The organism is Solimonas flava DSM 18980 (assembly GCF_000426685.1).
Taxonomy (GTDB): Bacteria; Pseudomonadota; Gammaproteobacteria; order Nevskiales; family Nevskiaceae; genus Solimonas; species Solimonas flava.
Window position 1 is genome coordinate 206,572 of the sequence record NZ_KE384553.1, and the last position, 24,748, is coordinate 231,319.

Genomic DNA, 24,748 nt, shown 5'->3' on the forward strand with positions numbered 1-24,748 from the left:
GGCGCCGCGGCGCGCGGCGCCGTCAGCGCTGGAAATCGTACACGCTGCCGAGCCCGAGCAGTACCGTCAGTTCGTCGAGCGCGATGCGCGATTCGACCAGCAGTTGCGGATCGGCGAGATCGTCGAGGCTCAGGCGGTCGCGGTAGTGACGGTCGATCCAGTGCGCGAGCTGGGTCGCGCGGGTGTCGTCGATCCAGCACAGCGGATTGACGGCATCGCGCTCGGCCGGCGTCAGTACCACGCGCAGGCGCAGGCAGGCCGGCCCGCCGCCGTTGCGCATCGACTGGCGCAGGTCGAAGACCTCGACCGCGGCGATCGGATTGCCCGGATCGGCGACGATGCGCTCGATCGCCCGCCAGACGCGCGGCTGTTCGCGGCTCTCCTCGGCGGCGATCAGGCGCATCGCGCCGTCCGGCGTGCACACCAGCTGCGAGTTGAACAGGTAGGAGCCGACCGCCTCGGCGACCGTCACCTCGCGCTCCGGCACTTCGACGAAGACCGGCCGGACGCCGCGCAGATGCGTGCAGATCCAGCCGCGCACGGTGGCGGCGTCGGCGAAGGCCTGCTCGTGGTACAGCAGCAGTTCGCGGTTGCCGACCGCGATCACGTCGTTGTGGAACACGCCCTGGTCGATCACCGCCGGATTCTGCTGGGCGTGCAGCGTGCGCTCGTCGCGCAGGCCGTGCAGGCGCGCCAGTGCCTCGCCGGCGAGGCGCGTCTGCCGCGCCGGATAGCGCGACGGCGCCGGCTCGCGTTCGTCGCCGCGGCCGTAGACGAACAGTTCGAGGCCCGGCTCGCCGTAGTCGGCGCACAGACGCGTGTGATTGGCGGCGCCTTCGTCGCCGAACGCCGGCGTGGCCGGCAGCGGCTCGTGATGCACGAAGTGGCGCGGATCGGCGAACACCGCCTGCAGCAGGCGCGCGCTGGTCGGTGCCTCGATCGAACGATGCAGGTGCGTGCAGAGGTTGGCCGGCGTGAAGTGCACGCGCCCGTCAGCGCAGTCGGCGCTCGGCGACACCGTCGCGGCGTTGGCGCTCCACATCGCCGACGCTGAGCTGGCCGCGGCCAGCAGGCCGGGCGCGCGGCGCCGCGCCTGCGCCAGCACCTCGGCGTCGCGGCCGCCGAACCCGAGGCGGCGCAGCGTCGGCAGGTGCGGGCGCTCGTGCGGCGGCAGCAGGCCCTGGGCGAGGCCGAGCGCGGCGAGCGCGCGCATCTTGGCGAGCCCTTGCTGGGCCGCGGCGCGCGGGTTCGACGGCTGCTCGGCGTTGTTCGCCGAGGCGACGTTGCCGAAGGCCAGGCCCGCGTAGTTGTGCGTCGGCCCGACCAGACCGTCGAAGTTCGCTTCGACTGCGCCGGCCGGCGCGTCTCCGTTTCTCTGCGGCGTGAGCTTCATGCGGCGCCCCGATGGCTGAAGGCCGGATTCTACGCAGCGGGCCGTGACGCGGTCGCGGCGGGATTCTCCCCAGTCGCGTGTCAGCGCGGCGCCGGCGGCAGCGGGAATTCGAGGATGACCTTGGTGCCGCCGAGCGTGCCGGGTTCCCAGTCGATCGTGCCGCTGAGCTGGCGGGCGCGATCGCGCATGCTGCTGGTGCCGCGGCCGAGGCCCGGCGGCGTCTGCGGCCGCAGGCCCGGGCCGTCGTCGGTCAGGTCGAGCAGCAGGCGCTCGCCGAACGCGCGGACGCGGACGCGGATGTGCGTGGCGCTGCCGTGGCGCAGGGCGTTGGTGATGGCCTCGCGGACGATGCGGAACAGGTGCAGCACCTGCGCTTCGTCGAGCGGTGGATCGGGGAGGTCGGCGGCCTGCTGCCAGTCGAGCCGGCTGCCGACCGCGTCGAGACGCTGCTCGGTCTCCTCGCGCATCTGGCCGAGCGCTTCGAGCAGCGAGCACGGGTCCTGCTGCGTGCGCGAGACGATGTCGCGGAAATCCTGTACCACCGAGCGCACGAGGTCGGCCTGCTGCGGGTCGTCGAGGGCATGCACCAGCGTCGTCAGCTTGGCGCCGATATCGTCGTGCAGGTCGGCGAGCAGGCGCTTCTGTTCTTCGGCGGCGGCGGTGCGATTGGCCTGGGCGAGCTGCCGGGCGAGCGCATCGGCGCGTCGCCGCTCGCGCCGGCAGACGAAGAGGGCCGCCGCCAGGGCGGCGAGCAGGGCGAGCATCAGCAGGCGTTCGATCATGTCAGGGCGAAGCGCGGCCGCTGCCGGCCGCCAGGCGCTGTTCGGCTTCGGCAAGGCGTGTGCGCAGCGTGAGTACCGCAGGATGGTTGTCGTCCAGTACCGGCGGGCCGACGATGCGTAGCGCCCGCTGTAGTGTCTCGCGTGCCGCCGGCCACTGGCCGTCGCGCATCAGCGCGTAGCCGTAGCTGCCGAGCAGGCGGCCGTACAGGAGATTGTGTTCGCTGCGGCCATCGGCGCGCGGCAGCGCGTCGTGCAACAGCGCGATGGCCTCGCGGGTACGGCCGGTCTCGATCAGCGTCAGCGCCAGGCCGTTGACCGGAAACAGCGATTCGGCGTGCGCGCCGGCGTCGGCGCGGCGGCGCAATGCGATCACCTCGCGATACTGGCGCTCGGCCTCGGCGTAGCGGCCGAGACTGCGCGAGACGTTGGCCCGCACGTACATCGCGTTGAGGGTATCGGCATCGCGCTCGCCGAGCGACGCGCGCAGTCCGGCGACGACTTCGTCGATCAGTCCGTCGGCGGCGGCGGCGCGTTCGCTCTGGTCGAGGATGTTGCAAAGCACGTACTCGGCGATCAGCGTCCAGTAATGGCTTTCGCCGGATACGCGGCGGCGATCGTCGATGACCGCGCGGATCACCGGCTCGGCTTCATCGTAGCGGCCCAGCTGGCGCAGGCGCTCGGCGTAGTCCATGCGCGTCAGCAAGGTCGTCGGATGGTCGAAGCCGAGGGCCGCCGTCTCGCGCGCGATCAGCGCGACGAAGCGCGGCAGCGCCTCGTCGTAGCGGCCGCTGTTGAACAGCGCCGAGGTATAGCCCTGGTCGATTTCGAGCGTGAGCGGATCGTCGGCGCCGAGCTGGCGCTGTGCGTCGTCGACGAGCTGGGCGAGCAGCTGCAGCGACTCGCCGTGGCGACCGAGATAGAGCAGCACGGTGGTGCGCTGCAGGCGGGCCGTCAGGCGCAGGCGCGGATCTTCACCGGGCTGCGGCGGCGATGCGACGAAGGCCTGCAGGCGTTCGTCGGCGGCCTGCAGCTCGCCGCCGAGCTGCAGGCCGTTGATCTCGGCGAGCTGCAGGCGGCGCGCCGCGTCGCTGCCGGCGCCGAGCTGCGGCACGATGCGCGTGAGCGCGTCGCGCGCGATCGCGCGCGCGGTGTCGACTTCGCCGAGCGCCGCGTAGGTATCCGCCAGCGTGGCCGCCAGCGCCGCGCCGGCGCGCGGCGCCAGGCGGCGGTCCCGGTCGAGCTGGCGACGGGCGGCGTCGAGGGCTTCGACGACGGTCAGCGTGCGGCCGCGCGCGTGCGCCGGATCGGCCGAGACCAGCATGTCGTTGAGGAAGCGGTTGACCGCCGCGAGCTCGGTGGCGCGCGCTTCGGCCTCGGCGTGGGCGCGTGCTTCCGAGATGGCGTAGTAGGTGGCGATCGAGGCGCCGCCGACGAGGGCGAGGATCGCCGCCGCGAGCGCTGCCGACAGCGCCCGGTGACGGCGCACGAACAGGCCGAGCAGATAAATCGCGGTCGGCGGCCGCGCGGCGATCGGGCGGTGCGCGAGGAAGCGTTCGAGGTCGGCAGCGAGCGCGGCGGCGTTGTCGTAGCGCTGATCGGCCTCCTGGGCCATCGCCTTCATGACGATGGTCTCGATGTCGCCCGGCGTCTCCGGCGCGATGCGCGACAGGCGCTCGACGCGCCCGGCGCGCAGCACCGCGATCGCCTCCATCACGGTCGAGTTCGACAGCCCCGGATACGGCAGGCGGCCGGCCAGCAGCTGGTAGGCGATCACGCCGAGCGCATAGATGTCGCTGCGCGGATCGCCGGGCGCCGCGCGGCCGGCCAGCTGCTCCGGGCTCATGTACGGCACGGTGCCGAGCACCTGGCCGGCCACCGTCATCGCCGCGAAGCCGTCGCCGGCGACGTGCGCGACGCCGAAATCGAGAATGTGCGGACGGCCCTGAGCGTCGACGACGATGTTGGCGGGCTTGAGGTCGCGGTGCACGATGCCGCGGCCGTGCGCGTAATGCACGGCGTCGCAGATCGCGGCCAGCAGGCGCAGGCGCCTGCTGATGTCGAGGGCCGCGGCTTCGGCGTGTGCGAGCAGTTCGGTGCCCGGCACGTATTCCATCGCCAGGTACGGCAGCGGACCGGTGTCGGTGTCGAGCACGCCGGCGGCGTAGACGCGGGCGATCCCGGGGTGCTCGAGTTGCGCGAGCAGATCGGCCTCGCGGCGGAAGCGCTGCTGCGCCTCTTGCGCCAGCGCCGCGCTGCGCAGCACCTTGAGCGCGATCAGGCGTCGCGGCGCGTCCTGCTCGGCCAGATACACGCGGCCGCTGCCGCCTTCGCCGAGCAGGCGCAGGATGCGGTAGGCGCCGAGCTGCTCGGGCAGGGAGTCCGCGGCTTTCATCGGGACGCCGGATCGTTCGCGGGCGCGCGGTGCCGGCGGCTACAGATGTGGATTGACCAGACCGAGCCGCGCCGCTTCCATCGTCGCTTCGGCACGGCTGCCGATGCGCAGCTTGCGGTAAACGTTCTTGACGAATTCATGCGCGGTGTTGTGCGTGACGCCGAGCGTCTGTGCGACGTCGGCGATCTTGAAGCCCTTGGCGAGCAGCGTCAGCGTCTCGCGCTCGCGCGGCGTCAGCCGGGCGGCGTGGTTCGCGGCGCGGGCACTGCCGTCGCCGCCGAACACGCGCAGCAGGCGGCGGGCGATCGAAGCCGACAGCGGCGGCTCGCCGGCGGCGATGCCGCGCAGCGACTGGATGGTCCGCTCGCGTGGCTGGTCCTTCAGCAGATAGCCGCCGGCGCCGGCACGCAGCGCCGGGAACAGGTGCTGGTCGTCGGCGTAGATGGTCGCGACGATGCAGTGGCAGCCGGGATGGCGGGCGGCGATCTCGCGAATGAGGTCGACGCCGTCGCCGTCCGGCAGGCCGAGATCGATCAGGGCGATCTCCGGGCCGAGCGTCTCGATCGCCGCGCGCGCTTCTGCCAGCGTGCGGCTTGCCTCGACCGCGATGCCCGGAAAGGCTTCTTCCAGCGTTGTGCCGAGCCAGCGCGTCAGCGCCGGCTGATCTTCGACCACGAGCCCCTGCTTCATGTGTCCCCAGCGTTGCCGGTCCGTTGCCGGACCTTCAAATCCCCCGTGGCAAGCCTGCGGCGAGCCCCCGGCAGCGTCAAGACATGTGCCGGACGCTCCCCCGGAACGGGGGATCCCCCGGCGCGGCACCGGGGCTCAGGGCGCATCGCGCACGCGCAGGAAGCGCGCGAAGCGCGGCAGGCCCTGTTCGGTGAGGCCGTTGTAGGCGTAGGTGACGCGGCTGCCCAGCGGCGGCGGCTGGCGGCGCTCGGCGTCGCGCAGGCCGCTGCCGAGCCGGAAGCGGCGGCCGTCGTCGCCTTCGACTTCCAGCGCGCCGACCAGGCCCGCGTACTTGCCCTTGCCCGGCACGTAGCCGACGACCGTCGCCTCGGCGTCGTCGTAGGGCTTGTACTTCAGCAGGTCGCCGCTGCGACCGGCGGCGTAGCGCGAATCGCCGCGGTGGAGCATCAGCCCTTCGCCGCCGGCGGCGACGATCGCATCCAGCCGCGCGCGCAGCGCGGCATGACTGGCGACGCGGAACTGCTCGACGGCGCGCAGCGTCGGCGGCGGCGCGGCGAGCAGGCGGCGCAGCGCCTGCAGGCGCGCATCGAAGTCGCCCGGGTGTGCCGGCAGATCGAACGCCATCAGGCGGATCGGCTGCCAGTCGCGCGCGTCGGGCTCGTAACGACGCACCGCGGCGGAGACGGCTTCGAAGCGGCCGCGTCCCGCCCACAGCTCGCCGTCGAGCGGTTCGTGCGGCCAGCCGGCGGTATAGCCGGGCGGCGCGACGATCGGCTGGCCGCCGCGCGTCCACAGCCGCGCGCCGTCCCAGTACGCGCGCACGCCGTCGAGCTTCTCGCTGACCCAGTACGCCGGCAGTTCGATCGGATCGCCGTCGTGATAGACCTTGGCGAGCAGCAGCGCCGGCGCTTCGGCGGCGAACGCCACCGGCGCCCACAGCGCCAGGCACAACAGCAGGCTCCGCAGCATCGTCGTTCTCCGGCGCGATGACTGCGGCCAGCCTAGGCCGGTGCGGGGCTACAGACTGAGACCGGGTACGAGTTTGGCGGGCAGCTCCGGGTGCGCGGCTTCGGAGCTGGCGACCGGATAGGCGCAGTAGTCGGCCGCGTAGAACGCGCTCGGTCGATGGTTGCCGCTGGCGCCGATGCCGCCGAACGGGAAGGCCCCGGACGCGCCGGTCGTCGGCCGGTTCCAGTTGACGATGCCGGCGCGCGAGCGGCGCCAGTAGCGGCGGTACTCGGCCTCGTCGTCGCCGATGAAGCCGGCCGACAGCCCGTAGCGCGTGGCGTTGGCGACGTCGATCGCGGCATCGAGGGAAGCGACGCGGATCACCTGCAGCAGCGGACCGAAATGCTCCTCGTCGTCGATCTCGACGCCGGTGGTGTCGAGCAGCCCCGGCGTGACGAAGGCGACGCCGCGTTCGAGGCGGCGCATCGCCAGCAGCGGCTGCGCGCCGCGCGCGACCATGTTCTCCTGCGCGTCGAGCAGCTGCGTCGCCGCACGCGGCGTGATCAGCGGGCCCATGAACGGCTGCGGCTCGTCGTTCCAGGCGCCGACGGCGAGCTGGCCGGCGACGTCGGCGAGGCGCGCCGTGAAGCGCGTGCCCCAGGCGTCGTCCGGCACGATCAGGCGTCGCGCGCAGGTGCAGCGCTGGCCGCTGGTGATGAACGCCGACTGCACGACGTCGTGGACGGCCGCATCGAGCGCTTCGACCGGCCGCACGATCAGCGGATTGTTGCCGCCCATTTCGAGCGCGAGGATCTTGCCGGTGGCGCCTGCGAACTGGCGGTGCAGTAGTGCGCCGGTGCGCGAGCTGCCGGTGAAGAACAGACCGTCGAGCTCGCGGTGCGCGGCGATCGCCTCGCCGGTTTCGCGTTCGCCCTGCAACAGATTCAGCACGCCGGCCGGCAGGCCGGCGGCCTGCCAGCAGCGCAGCATCGCCTCGCCGACCGCCGGCGTCTGCTCGCTGGGCTTGAACACGACGCAATTGCCGGCGAGCAGCGCCGGCACGATGTGGCCGTTCGGCAGATGGCCCGGAAAGTTGTACGGACCGAACACGGCGACCACGCCGTGCGGCTTGTGGCGCAGCGTGTGGCCACCGATCTCGGCCCGGGTTTCGACGATGCCGGTGCGCTGCGCGTAGGCGCGGATCGAGATCTCGACCTTGCCGATCATCGCCGCGACTTCGGTGCGCGCTTCCCACAGCGGCTTGCCCACTTCGCGCGCGATCAGCGCCGCCAGTTCTTCGCGCGCCTGTTCGAGCTGGCGCGCATAAGCGCGTGCGACCGTCTCGCGTGCCGCCTGCGGCGTGTCGGACCAGCCGTCGAAGGCGGCGCGTGCGGCGGCGTACGCCTCGTGCACGTCCTCGTGATTGGCGGTGCGGCCGTTCCACAGCAGATCGCCGCAGGCCGGGTCGCGGCTCTGCAGCGGCAGGCCGCGGCCGGCGCGCCAGCGCCCGTCGATCAGCAGTTCACCCGTCGTTTCCATTGGGACTCCGGCAAGGTTTCAGAGCGGGCAGACGCGGACGCGCTCGCCCGGCGCGACGCCGAGCGCCGCGGCGACGGTGTCCGGCAACGGCGCGCCATCGGCGCCGACTGCGAGCTCGGCGAGCGTGCAGCGGAAGCCGTCGAGCCGTTCGTTGGCGACCAGGTGCGGCAGGCCGTCGCGCGCTGGCGCGCCGGCGACGACCGTGGCGTGGTGCGAGCGCCGTACCGAGCGGATCGCCTGCAGCGGGGCTTCGACCGCCGGGCCGCCGTCGAAGATATCGATGTAGCCCTGGTAGCGGAAGCGCTCCTGTTCGAGGAAGCGCAGCGCCGGCGCGGTTTCCGGATGCACCTGGCCGAGCACGCCCTGCGCTTCCGGCGGCAGCAGCACGGTGTAGATCGGATGCTTGGGCATCAGTTCGGCGATCACCGCCTTGTTGCCCTGGCCGACGACGTGCTCGGCGTCGCCGTACTCGATGCTGAAGAAGTGCCGGCCGAGGCCTTCCCAGAACGGCGAACGCCCGGCCGCGTCGGAGACGCCGCGCATCTCGGCGATCACCTTGTCGGCGAAACGATGCGGAAAGGCGGCCATGAACAGGAAGCGGGATTTCGACAGCAGCGTGCCGTGCCGGCTGTGGCGCGCGTCGCGGCGCAGGTAGAGCGAGCACAGCACCGTGCTGCCGGTCAGATCGTTCGACAGGTACAGCGTCGGCAGGCGCTTGTAGACATTCAGCGCCGGGCTCGCCTGGACGGTGAGACCGACGTGGTAGTTGTAGAACGGCTCGTCCAGGCCGCAGGCCGCTTCGATCGCGCAGCAGCCGGCGATCGTGCCGTCGCCGCTGTCGAGCACGAACATGTAGCGCTCGTGGCCGGGCGCGTCGACCTCGGCGGCGAACGAAGCCAGCGAGCGCTCGATCTTGTGCCGCAGCACTTCGCGCACCGGCGGCAGCGAGGTGAAGCCGGTGCCGGCGCCGCGCGCCAGTTCGAGCAGCGCGTCGAGGTCGCCGGGCGCGATCGGGCGCACGCAGGCGGCGGCTACGGCGCTCATGTCCAGCTCCATTCGCCGCTGGCGACGCGCATCAGCAGCAGCGCCGACAGCTGCGCGCGCTCGCCGAGGCTCGAATAGCGCATGGTTTCGCGGTCCGAGTGGATGTCGCGGCCGACGACGCCGAGATTGTCGAGATTCGGCAGACCGTGCGCGGCCAGGTTGTTGCCGTCGCAGCAGCCGCCGGTCGGCTTGAACGCGAGCGGTCGTTGCAGCGCGCGGCCGCAGTCGAGCACCCAGTCCATCAGGCGCTCCTGTGCCGCGCCCAGCGGCTTGGGCGGGCGCGTGAAGCCGCCGCGCAGCTCGAAGACGATACCGTCGCCGCCGTGCGCGCGGAAGATGCGGTCGAGCTCGCCCTGCAGCCACGGCTCGTCGCCGGCCTGCTGCGTACGCACGTTGAATTTGAACAGGCAGAAGTCGGGAATCACGTTGAGCGGGCCGCCGCCGCGGACATAAGCGGGATTGATCGTGACGCCCTCACGTTGCAGGCCGTTGATGGCGTCGATGACGCGCGCCGCGGCGGCGATCGCGTTGCGGCCGTCCTGCGGGTTGCGTCCGGCGTGCGCGGCGCGGCCGTGCACGAGGATCTCGAAGTTGCCGCTGCCCTTGCGGCTCGATGCCAGCGAGCCGTCGGGGAACGAGGGTTCGTAGATGAGCCCGAAGCGGTGGCGCTGCGCGGCTTCGGCGAGCAGCGGCGCCGAGCCGGTCGAGCCGATCTCCTCGTCCGGGTTCAGCAGCACCTCCCAGCCGACGCGCTCGCGCCACGGCGTACGTTCCAGCGTCGCCAGTGCCAGCCACATCGCCAGCAGGCCGCCCTTGAGATCGGCGACGCCGGGTCCGTGCACAGTGTCCTCGTCGATGAAGCGCGCGGTCTGGAACGGATGCTCGGCGCCGTAGACGGTGTCGAGGTGGCCGCCGAGGAAAACCTGTAACGGCGCCTCCGGGCGCAGGCGCAGGCGCAGCGCCGGGCCGACCGCGCGCTCGCGCTGGGTGCCGTCGTCGGCCGTCGACCGGGACGGCGGCAGCTCGAACCACTGCGCGCTCGCGCCGAGCGCGGAGAAGCGTGGCGCCAGCATCTCGGCGACCGCGCGCACGCCGCGCGGGTTGAAGCTGCCGGAATTCTGGTTCGCCAGGCGCAGCAGCTCGTCGCGCAGGAGCGGCGCCTGCGCGGCGGTCCATTGCAGATGCGGTGAGTAATCCTCTCGCACGGCGCGAACCTGTCTGCTGTAATGAGTCCATTCTTAGGGACGTCGCGCGCCTCGCGCATGAGGAAAACTCCGGTGAAGTTCTGGTTCGCAAAATCGCTCGCCGCGCTCTGCGCGCTCATCGGCCTGTTCGGTGCCGGCCACGCCTGGAGCGCCGACCAGGCGCTGTGGGAGAAATCGACGCTGAACCAGATCCTCAAGCGCGGCGAACTGCGCGTCGGCCTCGAGGCCGGCTACGTGCCGTTCGAGATGCGGGACCGAAAGGGCAACATCATCGGCTTCGACGTCGACCTCGCCCGCCTGATGGCGCGCTACATGGGCGTCAAGCTGACGCTCGTCAACACGCAGTGGGACGGCATCATTCCGGCGCTGCTGACCGACAAGTTCGACCTGCTGATGTCCGGCATGACCGTCACGCCCGAGCGCAACCTGCAGGTCAACTTCGCCGACCCGTACGTCGTCATCGGCCAGACCGTCATCATCCGCAAGGGGCTGATCGGCAAGATCACCAAGTACGATCAGCTCGACGACCCGCAATACACGATCGCCACCAAGCTCGGCACGACCGGCGACATCGCCGGGCGCAAGTACTTCACCAAGGCCAAGATCAAGGCCTTCGAGACCGAGGCCGAGGCGACGCTCGAAGTACGCAACGGTCGCGCCGACGCCTTCGTCTATGACCTGCCGTACAACGCCGTCTTCTACGCCCGCTACCCGAACGACGTCGGCATCCTGCGCGAGACCTTCACCCAGGAGCCGATCGGCTGGGCCGTCCGCAAGGGCGACCCCGACTTCCTCAACTGGCTGAACAATTTCCTGCGCGTCATCAAGGCCGACGGCAGCTACGATGCGCTGTATCAGAAGTGGTTCGAGGGCACGGCGTGGCTGCAGAACGTCGGGGGCGGTTAAGGCCCCGGCAGGGCCGCGCCTGCGATTGAGACCGGGCGCGCGGTTCGGGGAAGCGGATCGTCAGAAAATGCAGCGACATCGATCGCCGAGGATCGAACATATCGCTGATCAGCGTCACGATTGCCGGGGGGCATGATGAGAAGAGGATTGGATCTGGTTGTTTTCTGCTGCGGGGCCTTGCTCTGGACAGCGGCGATGGCAGCGGAAGAACGATTGGCGGCCCAGCCGCTGCCCGTTCGCGATTTCGCAAGATTCAATGAATATGAAGAAGTGAAAATCTCCCCGGGAGGCGAGTATCTGGCGGTGACATCCCGCATCGAGAAAAGGACGGTGCTGGCCCTTCTTCGCCTGTCGGACATGAAGGTCGTTGCGTCGGCGGGCGGTGCCGAATACCAGCACGTCAGTTCCTTTTCTTGGGTGAGCGATGATCGTGTCGTTTACTCGATTGGTGAGAACTATGGCTCTCTGGAGCGTCCAGCTGGGACTGGTGAGCTTCTGGCGTTGGACGTGGATGGATCGCCATCCAAATATCTCTTCGGCTACCGAGGTGAAATGTCGACCGGCACGCGAATTCGTGCGGCCACGGCGCAGTATGCCTCTGCACAAGTGATAGACCCTCTGATCGATGATCCTTCGTACGCGGTAATTGCCGTCTATCCCTGGCGTGAATCGGATACGCAGGATACGGGTGCCATCATTTACAAGATAAATGTAAAGAACGGTCTTACGTCACCGATCATTTCGTCTCCCGGTCGCGGCGAAACCTCGTTCCTCACCGACAAGAAAGGGTTCGTGCGCTACGCCACAGGGTATTTCAGTAATCCCGTGAGCGTTGATACCTACGTCCGCTCGCCGGAACATCCGGAATGGAAGAAGGCCAATTCGGGAGCGCTGGAGCGGCATAACATCGAGCCCATAGCATTTTCGGAGCAGCAGGATACCGCTTACTTGATATCCGACGAGAAGAACGGTCGCTCGTGTCTGGTTGCTCATCATTTAAGTGATGACAGGCGGGAAGAGTTAGCGTGTGATCCGGTATCGGCCGTCGCCGGATACACGCCTTCACACGACCAGACACAGCCGATCCGCGTATTCTTCGAGCCGGACAAAGTCGAGTCGATAGCGCTCTTCTCCGACGATCCCGATAGCAGGACGCTGACGGCGTTGACTCGGAGTTTTTCCGGGCAGGTGGCCGGGATCGCGTCCTGGTCTCGTGATGGCAGCAAGGCCGTCGTGTACGTCTCAAGTGATCGCAATCCCGGCGTTTTCTATCTGCTCGACAGAAAGGCGAAGACAGCGGACTTTCTTTTGGCGAAACGTCCATGGGTCGATCCGGAGCAAATGGCAGAGCGCCAGCCGATTGGCTTCAGATCGACGGATGGAATGATGGTCCACGGGTATCTGACCCTGCCGAAGGGCATGAAGCCCGAGAATTTGCCCATGGTTGTGATTTCCCATGGCGGTCCATTTGGCTTTCGCGATCATTGGGCCTTCGACGAAGAAGCTCAGATGTTTGCCAGTCGCGGTTATGCGGTGTTGCAGGTCAACTATCGCGGCTCCGGCGGCTACGGCAGCGCCTACCAGCTCGCCGGCAAGGAGCAGTGGGGCGCCGGCATGATCGACGACATCGCGGCCGGTACCCACTATGTAACGGGTAAGGGGATTGCTGATCCAAGGCGGGTTTGCGCTTATGGCGCGAGTTTCGGCGGCTATGCTTCGCTCATGGGCGCGGTGCGCTATCCGGAGCTCTATCGATGTGTTGTTGGCTATGCGGGCATTTACGATCTCGTCCAGTTGAAGCGCGAGGCGGCAAGCTCGAATACGAAAATGGGACGCCGCTACTTCGACTTCTACGTCGGGACGAGTGATGAAATGCTGAAAGCCCAGTCGCCGACAACATACTTGGATCGCTTGCGTGCGAATGTCATGCTGGCTCACGGCGAGCTGGATCGAAATGCGGAGTTCGACCAGTACGAAACACTCCGTGATGCACTGAAGTCTCGAGGGTACCCATTCGAATCGCTGACCTACGCCGGTGAAGGGCACGGCTTCTACAGCGAAGCGCACCGCGAGGAGCTCTACACCAGAATGCTCGACTTCATCGCGCGTAGCTTGAGCGCGCCGGCGGGCGAAAGCGCTTCGGCTATGCCTGATACCGTCACCCGGTAACCCGGCTTCGATCCAGCCTCGTTGCGCAGAACAGCGCAACGTTCCGCTTGCTCTGAATGCGGCATCGCGGAAGCCCGACTCGGCGTCCATCGCGTTCGGCCGTCTCTGGAGTGGCCTGCCATCGGGCTTTCCCCGGGTGCAGATCGCGGAGGCGGTGTGCGGCTGCGTATTGCCTGGGTTGAATAGAAGCGAGCACTCGTCCGGCGCTTTGAAAGTTTGCCGGACTGTCCGCCGCTGTCCGCAAGCCCGTACGCGGACACCAAATCCCACCCGGATTGCTTTTATTTATATCGTTTATTCAATGAGATAATTTCATCTGCCGCGCTGGCACGGCCGCTGCGTTGTCGATCCGCAAAACCGGTATGGGGAGCGACGATGCGAGTGGCGGCGGGGTGTTTGGCGGTGGTGATGGCGGCGGCGGGCCCGGCGCAGGCGAACAGCCTGATCGAGGCCTATCGCGCCGCGCAGCAGCACGACGCGGTGCTGCAGGCGGCGCTCGAGGTGCGCAATGCGGCGGTCGAGGCACGGCCGCAGGCCTGGTCGCTGCTGCTGCCGTCGGTGACGGCGAGCGCCGGCACGGCGCGCGAGCGCTACCGGCTCGACGGCGGCAATGCGGCGGTGAGCGATCCGACCGATCCGCAGGCGAGCGAGGAGTCGCGTTTCTCGGCGACGCGGACCACGTACGGGCTCGACCTCAAGCAGACGCTGTGGAGCGTGGAATCGTTCCAGAAGCTGCGCCAGAGTAGCCTGGCGGTCGCGCAGGCCGAGGCCGAGTACCGTGACGCGCATCAGGCGCTGATCCTGCGGGTCGCCGAGGCCTATTTCGGCGTGCTCGCCGCGGCCGACAACCTCGACGCCAACCGCTCGGAGCGCGCCGCCTACGCGGCGCTCGTCGATCAGGCGCAGAAGCGTCTGCAGACCGGCCTGGGCGCGCGCATCGGCGTCGACGAGGCGCAGTCGTTCTATTCGTTGACCGCGCAGGCGGTCAGCGATTCCGAGCTGGCGCTGCTCGACGCGCAGCGTGCGTTGCTGCAGATCACGCGCGAGTCTACGGCCATCGTGCCGCTGCGCGAGGAGATTCCGCTGGCGCCGCCGCAGCCGGCCAGCGCCGACGAGTGGCTCGCCGCGGCGCGGCAGGGCAACTACGCCGTGCAGGCGGCGCAGCTGAAGCAGGAGGTGGCGGCGCGCGGCGTGTCGGTGGTTGACGGCCGCTGGTGGCCGACGGTGTCGCTGCAGGGCTCGATTGGCAAGACCCAGATTCCCGACGTGCTCGGCGGCGACCAGCGCATCGACAGCATCGGCGTCTACGCGGAGTGGCCGATCTTCTCCGGCGGTCAGACGCTGTCGCAGCGTCGGGAGGCTTCGGCGCGCTGGCGCGGCGCCAGCGCCGACTACGACGGCCGCGTGCGACTGGCCGAGCGCGACACGCTGGCGGCGTTCCGCGGCGTGCTGGTCGGCATCCGCAACATCCGCTCCGGCCAGCTCGCGGTGCAGGCCAACCGCACGGCGGTCGAGGCCAGCCAGAACGGCGTCGAAGCCGGCACCCGCACCGAGTTCGACCTGCTCAACGCGCAGACCCATTACTACTCGGCGCTGCGTACGTACTACCAGTCGCGCTACGACTATCTGAACAACACGCTGCGCCTGAAGGCGCAGGCCGGGCGCCTCACTGAAGGCGATCTGGCGGCGGTCGATGCGGTGCTCGCCGACGACGGGCGACGTGTCGACATGCCGGCGGACCTGTCGCCGTGAACCTCGCCGGGCGCTTGTCCGCGGTGTCCGGCGGCGCCGTCCGCGGACACTGTCCGCAGCGTGCCGGCGACGAACGAATTTGTTTCGCAGCAATGACTTAACGATCAACGACGGGCTGGTACGGCGCTTGCGCCGACCGCCCTGGAACCGCAACGCGCGGTAGGGGAAGGCAGGACATGATGATTCGCGATACCAGTGCGCAGGACCGTGTGGTGACGCGCGCGCCGTGGTGGAAGCGGCACCGCAAGGCGCTGGCTGCGGCCGCGGTCGCCGCGCTGCTGCTGATCTGGCTGCTGCCGACGACGCTGCGCTCGCTGTCGGCGCACGCTTCGGTCAGCCGGGCGCGCCTGGCGGTCGCCACGGTCGAGCGCGGCGATTTCACGCGCGACATCGCCGCCGAGGGGCGCGTCGTCGCCGCCGTCAGCCCGACGCTCTACGCCCCGGCGCCTGGCAGCGTGCGCTTCACCGTGCAGGCCGGCCGCCAGGTCGCCAAGGACGAGGTGATCGGCAGCGTCGACAGCCCGGAACTGACCAGCAAGCTTGCGCAGGAGCGCGCCAACCTGCAGGCCATGCAGGTCGATTACGCGCGCGCCCAGCTCGATGCCAGGCAGCAGGGCATCGTCGCCGAGCAGACCCTCGAACAGGCGCGCATCGATCGCCAGACCGCCTACACCGAGCAGGAACGCACGAAGAAGGCCTTCGAACTGGGCGTCACGCCGGAGATCGAGGTGCTGCGCACGCAGGCGGCGCTGCAGAAGGCCGAGATCGCACTCAAGCGCGCCGAGACCGACTACGCGCTGCAGCGGGAGGGCCGTCGCTTCGACACCGATGCCAAGCGCCTCGCGCGCGATCGCCAGCAACTGCTTGTCGACGAACTGCAGCGCCAGGTCGACCTGCTGACGCTGCGTTCGCCGGTCGCCGGCCAGGTCGGCCAGCTGATGGTCACCGACCGTTCGACGGTCGCCAAGGACGCGGCGCTGCTGACGGTCGTCGATCTGACCGCGCTCGAAGTCGAGGTCAAGGTGCCGGAAAGCTTTGCGCGCGACCTCGCCGTCGGCATGCCGGCGACGATCCGCGGCAACGGCAATACCTGGAACGGCGAGATCAGCACCGTGGCGCCGGAAGTCGTCAACGGCGAGGTCGTGGCTCGCGTGCGCTTCGTCGGCGATGCGCCGCAGGGCCTGCGCCAGAGCCAGCGTCTGTCGGTACGCGTGGTGCTCGACGAGCGCAAGAACGTCGTCATGGTGGCGCGCGGTCCCTTCGTCGAAATCGGCAACGGCCGTGTCGCCTACGTCGTCAACGGCGACATGGCCGAGCGGCGTGCGATCCGTGTCGGCACCGCCTCGGTCGACAAGGTCGAGATTCTCGAAGGCCTGCAGCCCGGCGAGCAGATCGTCGTGTCCGGAACCGATAGCTTCAACGACGCCGAGCGCGTCGCCCTCAGTCGCTGATCCACTGCTCGAAGAAAGGAATTTCCCATGCTGAAGATGACGCATCTGTCGAAGGCCTTCCGCACGGAAGTCGTCGAGACCTACGCCCTGCGCGACTTCTCGATTCACGTCCGCGAGGGCGAGTTCGTCGCCGTCACCGGCCCGTCCGGCTCGGGCAAGACGACCTTCCTCAACATCGCCGGCCTGCTCGAAACGCCGACCGGCGGCACCTACGAACTGGACGGGCAGGACGTCGGCGCGCTCGGCGACGACGCGCGCTCGCATATCCGCAACCAGAAGATCGGCTTCATCTTCCAGGCCTTCAATCTGATTCCGGACCTCAACATCTACGACAACGTCGATGTGCCGCTGCGCTATCGCAAGATGTCGTCGGCCGAACGCAAGAAGCGCATCACCGAGGCGCTCGAGCGCGTCGGCCTGTCGGCGCGCATGCGCCACTATCCGGCGGAGCTGTCGGGCGGCCAGCAGCAGCGCGTGGCGATCGCCCGCGCGCTCGCCGGCAGCCCCAAGCTGCTGCTCGCCGACGAGCCGACCGGCAATCTCGACACGCAGATGGCGCGCGCCGTGATGCAGCTGCTCGAGGAGATCCATCGCGACGGCGCGACCATCGTCATGGTCACGCACGATCCGGAACTCGCCGCGCGTGCGCAGCGCAACGTGCACGTGATCGATGGCCAGGTCGTCGATCTCGGCGAAGACCCGAAGCTGCACATGAACGTCTCGCGCATCAGCGCCTGAAGGAGCCGCGCATGTTCCGCTACTACGCATGGCTGGCCGGCCGCAGCCTCAGAAAGAATCCGGCGCTGACCGCGCTGATGGTGATCGCGATCGGACTCGGCATCGGCGCCAGCATCACCACGCTGACGGTGCTGCGCGTGTTGTCGGGTGATCCGATCCCGCAGAAGAGCGCCGTGCTGTTCCATCCGCAGATCGATCCCGCCGATCTCGACGACTGGCACGAGGGCGAGGAGCCGCCGGACCTGATCGGTTACGTCGACGGCATGAACCTGCTGAAGGCGGGCAAGGCCGATCGCCAGGTCCTGCTGACGGGCGGCAATGCAGTGATCCAGCCGGAAGGCAGCTCGCTCGACCCGTTCCGGACCGAGGCGCGCTTCACGACCGCCGACTTCTTTCCGATGTTCGACGTGCCGATGCTGTACGGACGCGGCTGGACCGCCGAGGACGACGAGCGGCGCGCGCGCGTCGCCGTCATTACCCGCAGCCTCAACGACAAGCTCTATGGCGGCGCCAACAGCGTCGGCCGCACGCTGCGGATCCGCGGCAACGATTTCCAGATCGTCGGCGTCGTCGACCACTGGCGGCCGACGCCGCACTTCTACGATCTGGTGACCGGCAACTACGCCGAAGTCGAGGACGTGTTCGTGCCGCTCGACGTCGGTCTGGATCTCAAGCTCGGTCGCAACGGCACGATGAACTGCTGGGGCAACGGCGGTGGCGCCGATCCGGAACACTCGCCGGACTGCGTCTACATGCAGCTCTGGGTCGAGTTGGGCACGCCCGAAAAGCGCGCCGCCTACATGACCTTTCTCAACAACTACGTCAACGAGCAGCGCGCGCTAGGGCGCTTCCCGCGGCCCAACAGCGTCAAGCTGCGCAGCGTGATGGAATGGCTCGACTACCAGAAGGTCGTGCCGTCCGACGTGCGCCTTCAGGTCTGGCTGGCGCTCGGCTTCCTCGTGGTCTGCCTGGTGAACACGGTCGGACTGATGCTCGCCAAGTTCCTGCGGCGCTCGGGCGAGGTCGCCGTGCGTCGCGCGATCGGCGCATCGCGGCGCGAGGTCTTCGCGCAGTTCCTCGTCGAGGCCGGCGCGGTGGGCGTGGCCGGCGCGGTGCTCGGACTGTTGCTGGCCCTGCTCGGCCTGTGGGCGGTCCGCCAGCAGCCCGGTGACTATGCCAGCCTGGCGCATATCGATCTGCCGATGCTGCTGGCGACGCTCGCGCTGGCGCTGCTGGCGAGCCTGATCTCCGGCCTGCTGCCCGCCTGGCGTGCGTGCCAGGTCGCGCCCGCCCTGCAACTGAAAAGCGATTGAGGAATCCGCCATGGACTTCATGCCCATCATCGCCGCGCTCAAGCGGCAGAAGACCGCCGCCGCCCTGATCGCGATCGAGATCGCGCTGTGCTGCGCCATCATTTGCAACGCCCTGTTCCTGATCATCCATCGCCTCGAGCGCAGCAGCATTCCGAGCGGTGTGCCGGAGAACGAGCTGGTGCGGATCCAGACGACGAGCGTCGCCGAGGATCCGGATGTCGATGCGCGCGCGCGGGCCGCGCTGCAGTCGCTGCGCGAGATCCCGGGCGTTCAAGGCGCCACGCTGATCAACCAGGTGCCGTTCGGACGCTCGTCGTGGAACTCGGGCTTGCGCCTGAAGCCGGAAGACAAAAACACCATCGTCAATGCCACGATCTATTACGGCGATGCCGCGATGCTGTCGACGCTCGGCGCCAAGCTGATCGCCGGACGTTGGTTCGAGGAAAGCGAGTTCGGCGACTTTGCGACCCTGCTCGGGGCGCCGGACGGTGAGCAGCCGAAGATCGTCATCATCACGCGCCAGCTGGGCCAGAAGCTGTTCGGCAACGAAAATCCGCTGGGCCGCGAATTCGCTTTCGGCGATGTTCCGGTCCGCGTGATCGGCGTGCTCGATCATCTCGTTCGGCCATCGATCTTCGACGACGCAACGGCCGACTGCAGCCTGGTGTTTCCGGTGCGCATGGGCGCCGGCTACGGCGCGCAGTATGTGCTGCGCACGCGCCCGCAGGATCGCGACGCCGTGATCGCCGCCGCCAAGAAGAAGCTGGCCGAAGCGATGCCGAACCGGATCGTCCTGGACACCAAGGGCTTCGACGAACTGCGCGACGAGAATTTCAAGCAGGACCGCGTGATGGCCGGCCTGCTGATCGCGGTCGTCGTCTCGCTGCTGGTGGTCACGGCGCTCGGCATCGTCGGTCTGGCCAGCTTCTGGGTGCAGCGCCGGCGCCGCCAGATCGGCATCCGCCGCGCGCTCGGTGCGACGCGCGGGCAGATCCTGCGCTACTTCCAGACCGAGAACTTCCTGATCGTCACGGTCGGCATCGCGGTTGGCATGGCGGCGGCGTTCGGCATCAGCGGCTGGCTGATGCATCACTACGAACTGCCGCGCCTGCCGCTCTACTACCTGCCGGTCGGCGCGGTCGCGCTCTGGCTGCTCGGGCAGATCGCGGTGCTGGCCCCGGCCTTGCGCGCTGCGTCGGTACCGCCGGCGACGGCGACGCGCCCGGTCTGAGGCGCGGTTCGATGGTTCACTCCCAGGATTGCGCGCCGCTCGTCGGCGCGCTTTTTTCTGGCGCCTGGCAGCGTATGCGGCACAGGCTATGATCGCCCGTGCCGCCCGGCGCGCCGGGCAGGATTGCTCGATTCCAACCTTCTGCGTGGGCGCCGCGTCTATGACGCATGCGCCGAAGAGCTGACATGTCCACCGTCCTGATCATTGACGACAATGCCGGCGTGCGCGAGGCGCTCGGGCTGCTGCTGTCGCTGCGCGACATCCGCACGCGCACGGCGGCGACCCCCGAGGAAGGCCTGGCGATGCTGCTCACCGAGCGCATCGATCTGGTCATCGCCGACATGAATTTTCGCGCCGACACCACTTCCGGCGAGGAGGGCGTGGCGCTGTTCCGTGCGATCCGCGACCGCTATCCGGATCTGCCGGTGATGCTGCTGACGGCCTGGACGCATCTGGAGACGGCGGTCGAGCTGGTCAAGGCCGGCGCCGCCGACTATCTCGCCAAGCCCTGGGACGACCACAAACTGCTGACGACGGTCGAGAACTTGCTCGAGCTGTCGGAGGCGAGCCGGGCGATGTCGCATCTGCGCCGCGAGCGCCGCCGCCGCCGCGAGGAGCTGGCGCGGCGCTACGACTTGCGCGGCTTGGTCTACGGCTCCGAGGCGATGGAGCGCATCGTCGAGCTGGCCTGCCAGGTCGCGCGCGCCGACGTGCCGGTGCTGATCACCGGCCCGAACGGCGCCGGCAAGGAGCGCATCGCGCAGATCGTGCATGCCAACTCGGCGGTCAAGGACGGGCCGTTCATCGCCATCAACTGTGGCGCCCTGCCGAGCGAGCTGATCGAGGCCGAGCTGTTCGGTGCCGAGGCCGGAGCCTATACCGGCGCCAATCGGGCCCGCGAAGGACGTTTCGAGAGCGCCAACGGCGGCACGCTGTTCCTCGACGAGATCGGCAACCTGCCGCTGTCGGGTCAGGTCAAGCTGCTGCGCGTGCTGGAGACCGGCCAGTTCGAGCGGCTCGGTTCGTCGCGCACGCGGCAGGTCAAAGTGCGCGTGCTCAGCGCGACCAATGCCGAGCTGCCGAAGATGATCGACGAGGGCAGTTTCCGTCAGGATCTCTATTACCGTCTCAATCTGATCGAGATCGCGCTGCCGCCGCTGGCGGAGCGGCCGGACGACATCATCCCGCTCGCCGAATTCTTCCTCGACGGCCAGGCGCAGTTCGCCGACGAGGCGCGCGACGCGCTGCTCGACTATGCGTGGCCCGGCAACGTGCGCGAGCTGCGCAATGCCGTCGAGCGCGCGCGCCTGCTGTGCCGTGGCGGCGTGATCCGTGCCGCCGATCTCAACCTGCCGCAGCGCAAGGCACCGGCACGCGGCGGCGACGAGCCCGACCGCGACACGATCGCCGCCGCGCTCAAGGCGTCCGGCGGCAACATCAGTCGTACCGCGCAGGCGCTCGGCCTGTCGCGGCAGGCGCTGTACCGGCGCATGGAGCGCTACGGCTTCGAAACTGCCGTCGGCTGAACGACGCTGCTACGCTGCGCGGCAATTCCACGCCGCCTCGCCATGCGCCGACTTTCGCTCGAAGCCCGCTTTGCCGTCGCCCTGTTGCTGGTCGCCGTCGCCGCGACCGGCGCCGCGATCGCGGTCCTGTCGTTCGGCGCTTCGGTGACTCTGGCGGCGCTCGCCGCGATGGCGGCCGGCCTGCTCGCCGCGGTGTTCGCTGCCCCCCGCGTGCTGCGTCCGCTGCGCCAGCTGCTGCGCGCGCTGGAGGGCGCGGTGGCCAGCTTCCGCGACGGCGATTTCAGCTTTTCGATCGCCGGTGCCGACGACGACGTGCTCGGCCCGCTCGCGCGCCTGCACAACGAACTCGGCCATACGCTGCGTGAGCAGCGCCAGAACCTTGCCCAGCGCGAGCTGCTGCTCGATACCGTGGTGCAGAACACGCCGGTCGCGCTGGTCCTGGTCGACGACGTCGGCCACGTCGCCTACGCCAATCTCGCGGCGCGCCAGCTCTTCAACGACAACCGCAGCCTGGCCGGGCTGTCGTTCGCGGCCATCGTCGAAGCCGGGCCGGCGTCGATGCGCGAGGCGCTGGCCGGCGGCGGCGACGCGCTGTTCAACGTCGACTTCGCGGAGGGCGAGGAGACCTTCCATCTGTCGCAGCGCGGTTTCCGGCTGCAGGGACGCGCGCACCGGCTCTATCTGTTCCGGCGCATGACGCGCGAGCTCGCGCGACAGGAGGTGGCGACCTGGAAGAAAGTCATCCGCGTCATGAGCCATGAGCTGAACAACTCACTGGCACCGATTTCCTCGCTCGCGCATTCGGGCGCGGAGCTGGCGCGGCGCGGGCAGGTCGAGCGCCTGCCGGAAGTATTCACCAGCATCGGCGGGCGAGCGCGGCACCTGCATGCATTCATCGAGGGCTACGCGCGCTTCGCACGTTTGCCGGCGCCGCGCCTCGAAGCGGTGCGCTGGGCCGAGTTCATCGGCGCGCTCGGCGCGCAGGCCGAGTTCCGCGTCGAGGGCCGCCTGCCGGACGGCACGGCGCGCTTCGATGCCGGTCAGCTCGAGCAGGTGCTGATCAATCTGCTGAAAAATGCGCATGAAGCCGGCAGCGCCGCGGACGCGGTCGAGCTGGAAGTGGTGGGGATCGCCTCGAACTGGCGCATCGAGGTGCGCGACCGCGGCACCGGCATGAGCGAAACCGTGCTTGCCAACGCGCTGCTGCCGTTCTATTCGACCAAGCGCGCCGGCACCGGGCTCGGCCTGGCGCTGGCCCGCGAGATCATCGAGGCGCACGGCGGCCGGCTGCAGCTGGCCAACCGCGACGGCGGCGGTCTGCGCGTCAGCCTGACGCTGCCTGCCTGAGCGGCGCACCGGCCTGCATCGCCGACGCGAGCGCGCCGTAGACCTCCGTCCAGGCGGCGCGCGCGTCGGCGTCGAAGGCCGGCCCCAGGCCCTGTTCGAGCGTCCATAGCAGCGCCTCGCCGACGGTGTCGTAGTGCGCCGTCTGCACCCCGTAGTCGAGGTGGCGGGCGCCGAGCGCCTGCACCGCCGGCAGCAGGCTGTCGAGCCGGCCGAGGCCGCGTACGGCGATGTCGATCATGTTCATCAGGCGCTCGCCCTGCTCGGCGATCGGCGCGCGGAACAGTGCACGCAACGACGGATCGAGCTGGAACAGGCGGCCGTAGAACAGCGCCGCGGCTTGCGTGCGGATGGGAACGACCTGGGCCCAGCTGGTCTGGACGAGGGCGATCTGCGTCGGAGTCATGGCGCCTGGTGTGCGGTGGTCGATGGACAGCGATGGAAGACTCCGAACGCAACCGCAAGAAACATGCCGCGGGTTTCCGACGATTGCGGCACGGCGAGCGCAGCTGCTAGGGTCGCGCCGGCCGCTCCGGCTGGGCTGTTTCTTGCTTTCTTAAGATCCATGCAGAGTTCTTCCCATCGATGGTGGTGGTACGGCGTCTATGTGGCCGTGCTCGTCGCGTTCGGCGCGACGCTGTACATGGCCAGCAAGCGCATCGAATACAGCTGGCGCTGGGAGCGCATCCCGCAATATCTGGTCAGCGACGAGGGCACCGAACTCAAGGCGCCATACGACGGCTTCGTGTCGGTCGCCGACGACGGCAAGAGCCTGACGCTCAAGGAGCTCAAGGGCGGGCGTCACGAAACCATCAGCGGCTTCGACGACCTGCTGGTCGGCGACGGCGATCTCGTCTTCCAGAACGATCCGGTCGCGCGCAAGCGGGGCCTCGTTGCCGGGCCGCTGACGCTCGGCCTGTGGATGACGCTGAAGCTCTCGGCCGTGGCGCTGGTATTCGCGATGCTCCTCGGTCTGGTCGCCGGGCTCGGCCGCGTGTCGCGCAATCCGGCGGCCTACGCGCTGGCGACGAGCTATGTCGAGCTGATCCGCGGCACGCCGCTGCTGGTGCAGATCTTCATCTTCTATTTCTTCTTCGGCACGGTGCTGAAGCTGTCGGCTTTCACCGCCGGCGTCGCCGCGCTCGCCGTGTTCACCGGCGCCTACATCGCCGAGATCATGCGCGCCGGCATCGAGGCGATCCCGCGCGGCCAGATGGAAGCGGCGCGCAGTCTCGGCATGAGCGTGCCGCAGGCCATGCGCCACGTCGTGCTGCCGCAGGCCTTCAAGAAAACGCTGCCGCCGCTCGCCGGCCAGTTCATCAACCTGATCAAGGATTCCTCGCTCGTGTCCGTCATGGCCCTGACCGACCTCACCAAGGCCGGCCGCGAGGTCGTCGCCTCGACCTTCAGCCCCTTCGAGGTCTGGTTCACCGTCGCGGTGATGTACCTGCTGCTGACCGGCACGCTGTCGGTTCTGGTGCGCCGCCTGGAAAAGAGGCTGGCCCATGACTGAGCCCGTCTCCGCCGTGGCGCCGGAAGTGCTGATCGACGTGCGCGACGTCGGCAAGACCTTCGCCAACGGCGTCGTCGGCCTGAAGAACGTTTCCCTGCAGGTGCGGCGCGGCGAGGTGGTCTGCATCATCGGGCCCAGCGGCTCGGGCAAGTCGACGCTGCTGCGCACGCTCAACGCCCTGGAGACGATCACCTGCGGCGAGATCCACGTGCTCGGCCAGTCCGTGCATGCGTCGAAGGCCGATCTCAACCGCCTGCGCACGCACGTCGGCATGGTGTTCCAGTCGTTCAATCTGTTTCCGCACAAGACGGTGCTGCAGAACCTGATGCTGGCGCCACGCGTCGTGGCCGGCGTCGGCGAGCCCGAGGCGCGTCGGCGCGCCGAGCAACTGCTTGCCAAGGTCGGCCTCGCCGACAAGGCCGCAGCGCATCCGGGGCAGCTGTCCGGCGGCCAGCAGCAGCGCGTCGCGATCGCCCGCGCGCTGGCGATGCAGCCCGACATCATGCTGTTCGACGAACCCACCTCGGCGCTCGATCCGGAGAAGGTCAACGAAGTGCTCGACGTGATGCAGGTGCTGGCGCGCGAGGGCATGACGATGTGCGTCGTCACGCACGAGATGGGCTTCGCGCGCGCCGTCGCCCACCGCGTCGTGTTCATGGAGGCCGGCGAGATCGTTTATCAGGACGCGCCGCAGCGCTTTTTCGATGCGCCAGACAACGAGCGCCTGCGCGGCTTTCTCGGCCAGGTGCTGAAGTAACGCGAGACGTCGTTCGCCGGCCGCGGCGTCGCGCGCGAACGGCGCGCGGATGCCG

At 69.0% G+C, this 24,748-nt stretch carries 20 protein-coding genes; 11 read left to right on the forward strand and 9 right to left on the reverse strand.

Annotation, left to right across the window (positions count from 1 at the left end; translation table 11 throughout):
* Positions 1 to 22: 22 nt before the first annotated feature.
* The 8 genes from astB to K343_RS0119165 form a co-directional block, all read right to left on the reverse strand.
* On the reverse strand, positions 23 to 1,393 hold the full coding sequence (astB, locus tag K343_RS0119130) for an N-succinylarginine dihydrolase (RefSeq protein ID WP_051278727.1): 1,371 nt from the start codon (positions 1,391 to 1,393) through the stop codon (positions 23 to 25).
* Between the two features lie 80 nt (positions 1,394 to 1,473).
* Positions 1,474 to 2,175 carry a sensor histidine kinase gene (locus K343_RS0119135; protein WP_028009425.1) on the reverse strand — a complete coding sequence of 234 codons (702 nt, stop codon included), beginning with the start codon at positions 2,173 to 2,175 and terminating at the stop codon, positions 1,474 to 1,476.
* Position 2,176: 1 nt separating this feature from the next.
* Positions 2,177 to 4,567 (reverse strand): serine/threonine-protein kinase, encoded by a 2,391-nt coding sequence (locus tag K343_RS0119140; protein WP_028009426.1) that lies wholly within the window; start codon positions 4,565 to 4,567, stop codon positions 2,177 to 2,179.
* A gap of 39 nt (positions 4,568 to 4,606) precedes the next feature.
* Positions 4,607 to 5,257 carry a response regulator gene (locus tag K343_RS0119145; RefSeq protein WP_028009427.1) on the reverse strand — a complete coding sequence of 217 codons (651 nt, stop codon included), beginning with the start codon at positions 5,255 to 5,257 and terminating at the stop codon, positions 4,607 to 4,609.
* Positions 5,258 to 5,392: 135 nt separating this feature from the next.
* Entirely contained in the window at positions 5,393 to 6,226 is an 834-nt protein-coding gene (locus K343_RS0119150) for a DNA ligase (RefSeq protein WP_043113169.1), read from the reverse strand.
* A gap of 48 nt (positions 6,227 to 6,274) precedes the next feature.
* A complete protein-coding gene (astD, locus tag K343_RS0119155) occupies positions 6,275 to 7,744 on the reverse strand; it encodes a succinylglutamate-semialdehyde dehydrogenase (RefSeq protein WP_028009429.1) in 1,470 nt (489 codons plus the stop codon).
* A gap of 18 nt (positions 7,745 to 7,762) precedes the next feature.
* Entirely contained in the window at positions 7,763 to 8,788 is a 1,026-nt protein-coding gene (gene astA, locus K343_RS0119160) for an arginine N-succinyltransferase (RefSeq protein WP_043113231.1), read from the reverse strand.
* Entirely contained in the window at positions 8,785 to 9,993 is a 1,209-nt protein-coding gene (locus tag K343_RS0119165; protein WP_028009431.1) for a hydrolase, read from the reverse strand. The genes astA and K343_RS0119165 overlap by 4 nt, the downstream gene beginning before the upstream one ends.
* A gap of 72 nt (positions 9,994 to 10,065) precedes the next feature.
* Here K343_RS0119165 and K343_RS0119170 point away from each other — a divergent pair, with 72 nt between their 5' ends.
* From K343_RS0119170 to K343_RS0119210, 9 genes are all read left to right on the forward strand, one after another.
* The gene (locus K343_RS0119170; protein WP_028009432.1) at positions 10,066 to 10,899 is read left to right on the forward strand and encodes a transporter substrate-binding domain-containing protein; all 834 of its coding nucleotides are present in this window, start codon (positions 10,066 to 10,068) and stop codon (positions 10,897 to 10,899) included.
* A 147-nt stretch (positions 10,900 to 11,046) separates the two neighbouring features.
* Entirely contained in the window at positions 11,047 to 13,068 is a 2,022-nt protein-coding gene (locus K343_RS0119175; protein WP_245585250.1) for a S9 family peptidase, read from the forward strand.
* 408 nt (positions 13,069 to 13,476) lie between these two features.
* On the forward strand, positions 13,477 to 14,820 hold the full coding sequence (locus K343_RS0119180) for a TolC family outer membrane protein (RefSeq protein ID WP_028009434.1): 1,344 nt from the start codon (positions 13,477 to 13,479) through the stop codon (positions 14,818 to 14,820).
* A gap of 179 nt (positions 14,821 to 14,999) precedes the next feature.
* Positions 15,000 to 16,271 (forward strand): efflux RND transporter periplasmic adaptor subunit, encoded by a 1,272-nt coding sequence (locus tag K343_RS0119185; RefSeq protein WP_028009435.1) that lies wholly within the window; start codon positions 15,000 to 15,002, stop codon positions 16,269 to 16,271.
* Positions 16,272 to 16,298: 27 nt separating this feature from the next.
* On the forward strand, positions 16,299 to 17,009 hold the full coding sequence (locus tag K343_RS0119190; RefSeq protein ID WP_028009436.1) for an ABC transporter ATP-binding protein: 711 nt from the start codon (positions 16,299 to 16,301) through the stop codon (positions 17,007 to 17,009).
* 11 nt (positions 17,010 to 17,020) lie between these two features.
* Positions 17,021 to 18,322 carry an ABC transporter permease gene (locus tag K343_RS0119195; RefSeq protein ID WP_028009437.1) on the forward strand — a complete coding sequence of 434 codons (1,302 nt, stop codon included), beginning with the start codon at positions 17,021 to 17,023 and terminating at the stop codon, positions 18,320 to 18,322.
* 10 nt (positions 18,323 to 18,332) lie between these two features.
* The gene (locus tag K343_RS0119200; RefSeq protein WP_028009438.1) at positions 18,333 to 19,553 is read left to right on the forward strand and encodes an ABC transporter permease; all 1,221 of its coding nucleotides are present in this window, start codon (positions 18,333 to 18,335) and stop codon (positions 19,551 to 19,553) included.
* Between the two features lie 185 nt (positions 19,554 to 19,738).
* Entirely contained in the window at positions 19,739 to 21,079 is a 1,341-nt protein-coding gene (locus tag K343_RS0119205; protein WP_028009439.1) for a sigma-54-dependent transcriptional regulator, read from the forward strand.
* Positions 21,080 to 21,121: 42 nt separating this feature from the next.
* A complete protein-coding gene (locus K343_RS0119210) occupies positions 21,122 to 22,426 on the forward strand; it encodes a sensor histidine kinase (RefSeq protein WP_028009440.1) in 1,305 nt (434 codons plus the stop codon).
* Here the strand turns inward: K343_RS0119210 and K343_RS0119215 are convergent.
* The gene (locus tag K343_RS0119215) at positions 22,404 to 22,829 is read right to left on the reverse strand and encodes a globin family protein (RefSeq protein WP_028009441.1); all 426 of its coding nucleotides are present in this window, start codon (positions 22,827 to 22,829) and stop codon (positions 22,404 to 22,406) included. The genes K343_RS0119210 and K343_RS0119215 overlap by 23 nt on opposite strands.
* Before the next feature lie 159 nt (positions 22,830 to 22,988).
* Between K343_RS0119215 and K343_RS0119220 the strand changes: the two genes are divergently transcribed.
* A complete protein-coding gene (locus tag K343_RS0119220) occupies positions 22,989 to 23,936 on the forward strand; it encodes an amino acid ABC transporter permease (RefSeq protein ID WP_028009442.1) in 948 nt (315 codons plus the stop codon).
* Positions 23,929 to 24,693 (forward strand): amino acid ABC transporter ATP-binding protein, encoded by a 765-nt coding sequence (locus K343_RS0119225; protein WP_051278730.1) that lies wholly within the window; start codon positions 23,929 to 23,931, stop codon positions 24,691 to 24,693. The genes K343_RS0119220 and K343_RS0119225 overlap by 8 nt, the downstream gene beginning before the upstream one ends.
* The last annotated feature ends 55 nt before the right edge of the window (positions 24,694 to 24,748 follow it).